This is a genomic window from Niallia yueguangensis (assembly GCF_052663115.1).
This window is the reverse complement of the sequence record NZ_JBQTCX010000029.1, coordinates 40,200-48,383: the sequence shown is the minus strand read 5'-3', so window position 1 is coordinate 48,383 and position 8,184 is coordinate 40,200. Positions and strand designations below refer to the sequence as shown.

General features: G+C 31.5%; 12 protein-coding genes. 5 read left to right on the top strand and 7 right to left on the bottom strand.

What is annotated here, in order from left to right; genetic code table 11:
* Nucleotides 1–351 precede the first annotated feature (351 nt).
* Nucleotides 352–546: an aldo/keto reductase gene (locus ACTYA4_RS19995; RefSeq protein WP_443481539.1), complete on the top strand. Its 195-nt coding sequence runs from the start codon at nucleotides 352–354 to the stop codon at nucleotides 544–546.
* On the top strand, nucleotides 534–1,250 hold the full coding sequence (locus tag ACTYA4_RS19990) for an aldo/keto reductase (protein ID WP_443481715.1): 717 nt from the start codon (nucleotides 534–536) through the stop codon (nucleotides 1,248–1,250). Before ACTYA4_RS19995 ends, ACTYA4_RS19990 begins: the two co-directional genes overlap by 13 nt.
* A gap of 132 nt (nucleotides 1,251–1,382) precedes the next feature.
* Here ACTYA4_RS19990 and ACTYA4_RS19985 read toward each other — a convergent pair whose 3' ends face one another.
* Complete coding sequence (locus ACTYA4_RS19985; protein ID WP_443481540.1) at nucleotides 1,383–1,628, bottom strand: DUF2164 domain-containing protein; 246 nt, start codon at nucleotides 1,626–1,628, stop codon at nucleotides 1,383–1,385.
* Nucleotides 1,629–1,779: 151 nt separating this feature from the next.
* Entirely contained in the window at nucleotides 1,780–2,229 is a 450-nt protein-coding gene (locus tag ACTYA4_RS19980) for a DinB family protein (RefSeq protein ID WP_443481541.1), read from the bottom strand.
* Nucleotides 2,230–2,369: 140 nt separating this feature from the next.
* Here ACTYA4_RS19980 and ACTYA4_RS19975 point away from each other — a divergent pair, with 140 nt between their 5' ends.
* Nucleotides 2,370–2,984: a hypothetical protein gene (locus ACTYA4_RS19975; RefSeq protein ID WP_443481542.1), complete on the top strand. Its 615-nt coding sequence runs from the start codon at nucleotides 2,370–2,372 to the stop codon at nucleotides 2,982–2,984.
* 22 nt (nucleotides 2,985–3,006) lie between these two features.
* A complete protein-coding gene (locus ACTYA4_RS19970) occupies nucleotides 3,007–3,612 on the top strand; it encodes a dienelactone hydrolase family protein (RefSeq protein WP_443481543.1) in 606 nt (201 codons plus the stop codon).
* A 44-nt stretch (nucleotides 3,613–3,656) separates the two neighbouring features.
* Here ACTYA4_RS19970 and ACTYA4_RS19965 read toward each other — a convergent pair whose 3' ends face one another.
* The 5 genes from ACTYA4_RS19965 to ACTYA4_RS19945 all read right to left on the bottom strand — a co-directional run bounded on the left by ACTYA4_RS19965 (nucleotide 3,657) and on the right by ACTYA4_RS19945 (nucleotide 6,364).
* Nucleotides 3,657–4,046: a DUF5360 family protein gene (locus ACTYA4_RS19965; protein WP_443481544.1), complete on the bottom strand. Its 390-nt coding sequence runs from the start codon at nucleotides 4,044–4,046 to the stop codon at nucleotides 3,657–3,659.
* Between the two features lie 121 nt (nucleotides 4,047–4,167).
* The gene (locus tag ACTYA4_RS19960) at nucleotides 4,168–4,500 is read right to left on the bottom strand and encodes an antibiotic biosynthesis monooxygenase family protein (protein ID WP_443481716.1); all 333 of its coding nucleotides are present in this window, start codon (nucleotides 4,498–4,500) and stop codon (nucleotides 4,168–4,170) included.
* Between the two features lie 305 nt (nucleotides 4,501–4,805).
* A complete protein-coding gene (locus tag ACTYA4_RS19955; RefSeq protein WP_443481545.1) occupies nucleotides 4,806–4,970 on the bottom strand; it encodes a hypothetical protein in 165 nt (54 codons plus the stop codon).
* A gap of 90 nt (nucleotides 4,971–5,060) precedes the next feature.
* Nucleotides 5,061–5,630, bottom strand: coding sequence for a flavodoxin family protein (locus ACTYA4_RS19950; RefSeq protein ID WP_443481546.1), 570 nt, complete (start codon nucleotides 5,628–5,630; stop codon nucleotides 5,061–5,063).
* A 209-nt stretch (nucleotides 5,631–5,839) separates the two neighbouring features.
* Nucleotides 5,840–6,364, bottom strand: coding sequence for a tubby C-terminal domain-like protein (locus tag ACTYA4_RS19945; RefSeq protein ID WP_443481547.1), 525 nt, complete (start codon nucleotides 6,362–6,364; stop codon nucleotides 5,840–5,842).
* 781 nt (nucleotides 6,365–7,145) lie between these two features.
* Here ACTYA4_RS19945 and ACTYA4_RS19940 point away from each other — a divergent pair.
* A complete protein-coding gene (locus ACTYA4_RS19940; protein WP_443481548.1) occupies nucleotides 7,146–8,120 on the top strand; it encodes a glycoside hydrolase domain-containing protein in 975 nt (324 codons plus the stop codon).
* Nucleotides 8,121–8,184: the final 64 nt, after the last annotated feature.

The window sequence follows — 8,184 nt, the reverse complement described above, 5'->3', positions numbered from 1 at the left end:
CACCCTTTAGTCGAAGAAATAATTACAAAAGGACCGCAATTTGTGGGCTTTTTTCTTATGATTAGTAAGTCAATATTCTTTATGGTGCCAAAAGTAATCAAAAAGCTTAATAAATCTTGATATAAAAACAAAATGACGTATGCTAATTCATACGTCATTTCTTGTGTCATTTATTTAGTAAGTACCTCAAAACGGTGCTGTGATTACTAATGTTTTTATATTTTCTCAACTAAACGTACTATTTACTTTAACAAGTGTATCTTTTTTGAACTGAAATAAGAAGGAATAAACATTTTTATGAGCAGAATTAGGATATTAGGAAAAAATAAATAATCCATGGAGGGACCTATTGTGAAAGTAAATATACAGAACAATTTCTCGGTATCAAAAATAGTTATTGGATGTATGCGGATGAATGAATGGAACTTAAACGTTGAACAAAGAGTGGAATTTGTAGAATGGTGTATTGAACAAGGAATTACAACATTTGATCATGCTGACATATATGGTAGCAATCATCATAATGAAGAACTATTCGAGTTTTAGAATTAAAACCTCAGTTAAGAGAAAAAATTGAAATTATTTCAAAATGCTCCATATGCGTTCCTAGTAAAGAAAATCCAACAATAAAAACAAGATATTTTAATTCAGATAGTGAATACATCATAAATCAGGTAAATAAATCATTAGAAAAACTTAAGTCCAGCTATATTGATATACTACTTATTCATATGCATGACTTGCTTGTTAATCCGAAAGAATTAAATGATACGTTTCTTCAATTAAAAGAGGAAGGAAAGGTTAGATACTTTGGATTATCAAACCATAATCCTTTGGAATTCGACACACTGCAAAAATATTCAGATGTAAAATTTGTTACGCATCAATTTATGTTAAATCCTTTAGGAATCGAAAATTATAAAAATGGTACAATGACTCATTGTTTAAAGGAAGGTATCCATCCGATGTTTTGGTCTCCATTAGCTGGAGGCAGAATTTTCAATCCTAAAAATGCTTTTGAAGAAAATATGAGGAATGTATTAGAAGGTATTAGGAAAGAACTTCACCTTGAGGAAATAGATGAAGTGATTTACAAGTGGCTTTTAAAGCATCCGTCCGATTCTGTTATAGTATTAGGAACAGGAAATAGACAGCGTATAAAGAGAGCATTACATTCACTTGAGGGTGTGCAGATGACAAGGGAACAATGGTACAAAATCCTCACAGAAGCAGGATATAAATTCTGGTAATGCATAGTATCACTTCAAGTTAATTTTATATAAAAGAGGGTTAGCTATCAAGAGTTGTAATGTTGCAATTAGATGAAACTTGACAATAAAAAAGAGTGAAATGCTGAACAATTTCACTCTTGAATAAATTATTTAACTTTTGGTCGGACGTTCAAGGGTCAATATTTCATCTTCAAGAGAAGAAAATTGCTGTTCAACCACATGTTTAACATCTAAAACTGCCGCATTATAGAAATGAGGAGCAAGTGACTCCTTAACGAAATCTAATACTCTTTCTGCAGCAAATTCAGATATTTCTTCATCTCTTTCTTGAGAAAAGAAATATTGAATGTCAGCTATCATTGATTGCTGTTGCTTTTTTGTAAGCTTATAAAACAAATCAGAACACCCCTTTAAAATAATACTGCCATTATACATGTGAAAATTAGAAAATTATAGGCTATATTTTTACTGAATAATATGTACCTGAATGTGTGTGTCACGTTTTTTATTATATCGAGAAGGCAGATCTCCCTACTTGGCAGCATGTTTAAAATAAGGGCTTTTGAAATCCATTCATACGTGCGAAAATTGCAATTTGTCCAACATGATATACTTCATGTGTGTAAACATGATGATACAACCAGTATAGAGTAGGTATGGAAGGTGGTGTCCATCCATCTGAAAACGTTGGAACTTCAACTAATTTATCAAGTTGTGAAGAATCAAATGTATTCAGTATATCATCTGTATAATTTCTAATGTGAATATAGCTATCTAATATTTCTTTTGGAGAACAGTCATCATTTATATTTAAAATACAATTCTTTTTTAGTCCAATTTCATTAATCCAATAGTCTTCGCTGTTTGAAATATGGGAAACAATCCAAGCGAGATTTTTTGGATAAAAGTCTGATTCTTTAAACCAATACTCTTCATCAAGATTGCTTAAGTAGGGAATTAACGTTTTTCTAGGGTCATTACGATAAGGAAAAATCAAAAAACCATCCTTTCTTGTTTAAATATGTATATTCATTTTAAGCGAATAAACGTTCGGTGGAAAGGCTTTTTAAAAATTATAAAAAAATTTATTGCACCGTAAATATTTCTAAAAGTTTCTAAAAAGGGGTGAAAGACAAAATGGAATATGATTATTATATTAATCCTGAAAATTGGATCGGCGGTTTTTATGAGCTATCGATTGAATATCATCCATTCGGTGATGACAAAAGGATTAACGAAGCTCTGAATGCTTTGTGTAAGAGTGACTTCTTTAATGGAATGTGGGGAGAAAAAAAGGATTATGAAAAGCATTCTATTTCTCTACCAATAAATATTGAAGATGAAAGTGTAGATCAGTTTTATGGATTCTTATATTTGTCGGAAGAAAATGAACTTCCTTGTATGATCTGCGTGATTAGAGTGAGTGGTGAGTCAGATTGGTTAGATATTTCTATACCGCAAGCCTCATTTGGAAAGAAATACCCTTATCAATATCCTCTTACTAAAGAGTTAAATCCTTGGTTAAATGAAGTCAATGAAATGTATATAAAGTTGGCAGAAATCATATTCCAAAATTCACCCTTTGATTTTACAATGATAGGAGAAGAAATTTCGGGTTATACAAATCAAAAAGATATTACTGTGGAGGACGTAAAAAATATTACTTGTATACTACCAACTCAATTGCAAAATAAACTTGGACTTCATGGGAAAGGAAAAGAGCTGTCCAATCAACTTAGAATGTTTGGCTAAGCTAGTTTGAAGGAGGAAATGGATGTCATCTATTAAAAAAAGAGATCAACTAGTAATTCTAGTTCATGAAATTTATGGAGTAAATGACCATATGAATTTATTTAAAAAAATATTCGAAGAAAATGGTTTTGATGTGATTTGTCCTAATTTACTTTACTTAGACGAATCTTTTAGTAAGCATCAGGAAGATGAAGCATACAATAATTTTTTCCATTATATTGGGTTTGAAAAAGGTGCTGTTGCTATAAATAAACTAATTAATCAAGTACATAAAAGCTATAGTGAAATTTATTTAGTAGGGTTTAGTGTTGGGGCAACCATTGCCTGGATATGCAGTACACAAAATGCATATCTGAAGGGAGCATTTTGTTTCTATGGCTCAAGAATTAGAGACTATTATCAAAAAACACCTAAATGCTCAGTATCTTTATTTTTTGCTGAAAATGAAAAATCATTTAACGTTCATGAATTAATAATTAAACTAAAAAACGAAAAATATCAAAGTGTTGATGTTCACTTGTTTAATGCAGACCATGGATTTGCTAATCCGTATTCTGATCATTATGATAAAAGTGCATATGAACAATCACTAGACGAGATAATGTCAATTATTAAGAAGGAAAGATAAATATCATGTTGTCTTGAAAATTAGTGAAGAAGACAGACCAGTATTTATTTCTGATCTGCCTTAATGAATCGGGGGAGAAAAAATAATGGATATAAAAGTAAATATAAGTTCGGCAGCCACCAAGAAATATCAAAATCTGACCTTAAAACCCAAAAGGAAAGGGCTTGTAGTCCAGAACATGATGTTAGAATTAAAGATATTAAAGCTAGTTTTGTCCAGTTAGGATTACTTTTCTTATAGAAGTAAAGACTAGTAAACCCAGTAATTGATATGAGTATATCTAATGGAAAAAACGACCAATTCCAAGCGCTTAGGATAGGATTATTGTAATCTTTGAATAAATATTGACTTGGAACTAAATGAAACAGAGTAATGAACCAATAAATAATAAAACCGATATCAGTTATCCAAAAAAAGTATTTTAACGTTTTCAAGTGAAAGGCTCCCTTAATAAATTATATAAGTTGTACGGATTTAAAGTGGTAAGTATTTTTAGTAATCTTGATAAATAAGGCGCGAAAAGAGGCTTCGATAATACGAGCCCCGAATAAATTTCTATTTATTAAAAGAATAATCTCTTTCAACTTTACAGATACGAGTTATGTATTTGGAGTACCAATCAGTTTTCCCTTTTTCTTGAGCTTTTTGGTGAGGCATATTATCTTTCCATAATTTTATAGATTCTAAGCTGTCCCAATAGGAAACAGTGATTCCTATACCATCTTGATCTCTAGAACTTTCAACACCTAAAAAACCCGGTTGTTTAGAAGCAAGTTCAACCATTAAATTAGCAACCTGACCATACCCTTCATCATCTTTTTCTGTTCTTTGAGAAGTAAAAATTACAGCATAATAAGGTGGTTTTGGTGTTTTTGCAAATGACATAATATCGCCTCCATATAGTTATATTAATAATATTAACATATGTAATAAATAGTAAATAGTAAATAACTATTTTAGTGCCACTGTACGACAATTTAGAAGAAAGACTAGTATTTAATTCTAATCTTTCTAGATAAATCGGGGAAGTAAGAATAATAGATATAAAGATTTAATGCAAAAACGTTTGAAGTTATATCTTAAAGAGGGGTTTATTGTAGGGGAGAAAGAAAGAGGTCCAAGATAAAGCTGCTGGAACTTAGCCACTTTATCTTGAGCCTCTTTTTTAATTTATCGCTGGTAACTAATAATCTTTATGCTTTTTCCTTTTTTATTCGATAAATAGTGTATTCTGATTGAATCATCATAGCAAGAAGAAATACAGGAAAAGAAAGAATGACTGCTCTACGATGCCAATCTAAATTCCTCTTTAAAAAAAAGCTGGCAATAAGGATATTTGCAAGTGAATTTTTCAACATTATTTCACCTCTTTTTCCTTAGTTTAACGGTTATGGTGAAATTTATGTATTAGTAGATGAAAATTATGCAGTAAAACAATCCTACTGCTCTTATGACTGTATTTCTTTAATTGAGCTGCGTGCAGCAAGACTTTTATTTAAAAATTGAGCTTGTGATAAAGCCTGAGAATCGTTTAGGATATCACCTGGTTTGTTTGCTTCTCCTAAAATATAAGTTGAGAAATTCATATTTAAAAAATCGAAAGTATAGCGGAATTGCTGAATAAGGGGCAGGCCTTTTATTCTTGGTTCATCTCCACCTACCGCAATAACAATCGCCTCTACTGTCTTGATACGTTCTTTAAATTGTGGGTACCTTTCATCACGTATCGCTTGACTAAGTCGATCAATCATATTTTTCATTAAGCCCGACATCGTATACCAATATATTGGTGTGGCAAAGATGATTACATCGTTTTCCATGAATACTTTTACGATTTGATCATAATCATCATCTATGAGTTGAAATCCTTCTTTTGTATGGCGTAAATCTTCAATTGGTTGAATAGATAAGTCCTTTAAATATACCTTTTGATGTTTTATGTCTTTCAAGACCTCGTTTGCTAGTAATTCAGTGTTTCCTTCAGCTCTTGAGCTGCCTATAATGGATGCAATTTTCATTTTTAATCCTCCTCCATCTGTCCGTTTAAAGAAAGTTTATCCTTAATCCATTCATTAATAAAGATGATTATTTTGATTAAACCGATCGATAAAACCGATTTAGTGGTATGTAGAATATGGAAATTAAGTTATTTTACTAAAGATTAGGAAGTATCACTTTTTTCAACGCGCATGCTGAAACTTGATTTACTTAAAAATGTAAAATATTTTTAGTCGCCGACATAGAAAATATTTTGAAACAAACAAATAAAAAATTCCGGGTCTTGGATAGGGCAATCTTCTTCAATTTCTAAATATGTTTTGAATAATTCTGTAGCTTTCCTATTCCATCTTGCCACTTCTTTACCTTGGTGATAAAACCTAACCCAATCCATGAGTTCTTTTTTTAATACATATTCACTCGTATTATTAGTAATGAGGAATTCAGGGGCAATTTTTTGCCATGTTTTATAACTTACATTGAATTCCTCATTTGTCTTACAGTTAAATACATTGTACTCTGGCCTACCGAACCACTTCGTTACTTTTTTGCTCTGAAAAACTATATCTCCATCATTTGAATAAGCGTCATACTGAACAGACCAATCAATATCAAATATATAATTTCCTATTTTAGCTATTAAGTTTTTGTAAGTTCTTTTGAATTTGCATACTACATTACCTTGTTCGTCCATTACATCTATTATTTTAGTTGATGGCTTAAACTTAGGAGGAGAGTAGGAAAATTTCTGCATATAAAACTCCTTTAATAGTGCTACTTTAATAGATTATTAAATTATATGATATATTCTTTTTTATGTAACATCCTTTACTATTAGTATTTAATGGGACAACGTTATGCTCCACAAAAGATAATTCCATTGCATAACCACTTCTTGGAATAAAATACGACTTACATAACAAAAAGTTTCAGAAATAAATAAGTGAATTGAAATAAACGGATGATGTAGCTGCTTATGAAAGGAAGTTGTTCATTTTTTAATAGGAAAAGAAAGAGGAAGAATTTATTTTGCTAGATTGAAAATAAAAAAAGTATCGGCTCCGCCTTCGCCAAATACCATGATAGCCACGCATGCTATCCCCACTACATATAAAATAGCATTTGAATATTAATTTAGATAGAAGGGATTGTAAATCCTTTGTTAAATGAAGAATAATTTGGAAAACGAATAATATAGCAGTCCCCAAAATAGTAGTTTGTTTACAACAATTTGCAGTAAGTAGAATATATTGAAAGTAGATAGTTATTGGAGCAATAATGCCATCTATCAATAATATTATGTTCTTTTCAAAATGAAAGGTGACAATTAGTGGCAAAATATGATGCTTTTATTTTCTAGTTTATTCTTATGTAAATGTTCTCTATTGAGAATGACTAAATGTTTTTGTTGTGATAGAGATCAATAATCAGGATATTTTTTGAATTAGTTTTTATAAATAATGTAAGAGTAGCTGCCTCAGTGGGTGTTCTTTTTCTATATAAATAATAAATAGTTTATTAGGAGTGTGTATTAAATGGAAAAGGGATTTGATTGTTCAACGAAATTAACAGAAGTAACGGCAAGGAGTTTAAAGAATGCAGGTTTTGATTATGCAGCCCGTTATCTTGGCAACAGCTGGAAGTCATTTGATAAAAAAGAAGCGGAGGTCATTCAAGTAGCAGGTCTTTATCTTATCAGCATTTTTCAAAAAAGTGCAAATTATGGAGCGTATTTTACCTATGAGCAGGGAGTTGCGGATGCAAAAGAGGCAATGGAATATGCATATGCTGTTGAACAGCCTAAAGGGACCGCAATCTATTTTGCTGTCGACTTTGAGGCAGATTCCGCCCACCTTAAAGATGTTCTCCAGTATTTCAGTGGGGTAAAAAAGACATTAAAAGATTATAAGTTGGGGATTTATGGTTCTTATACTGTCATGCATGCAGTAAAAGATGTTGCTGACTACTACTGGCAAACTTATGCATGGTCCCGCGGACAAGTTGCTGATTTTATTCATATGCACCAATATGAAAATGATGTAGAAGTGAATGGTGTGACAATCGATCGGAACGATATTAAAAAAAGTCCTGGGCATTGGGAAACTGCCAAAGCGGTGGCAGCTGTAAAGGAAGGAGTAAAAAGCAATATAGTGAAAACAAACAGCTATCATATTGTAACGACAGTGAACGCATATATGAATGCAGCAGATGCGAAAGCAAAACAAAATAAAAAAGGGACTGTGCCAATTGGAGATTATTATATTTTCAACGAATCTCAAGGAATGATCAATGTGACGCAGAAGAAAGGGGTTCCAGGCAGCTGGATTAATCCTTCAGAAAATAAAAAAACGTCACCTGAAACGGCACGTTACCATATTGTAAAAAAAGGGGAAACAGTAACGTCCATTGCAAATGACTATAAAACCACGATTGCAGCCATTAAAAAGCTAAATCCAGATATTCAAAATATCGACTTGATTTATGTAAACCAAAAAATTCGTGTTAAATAAAAAAATTGAATTCATGGAAAAAAGACCGCTTTATACCTTAAAATGACAAGGAATAGAGCGGTCT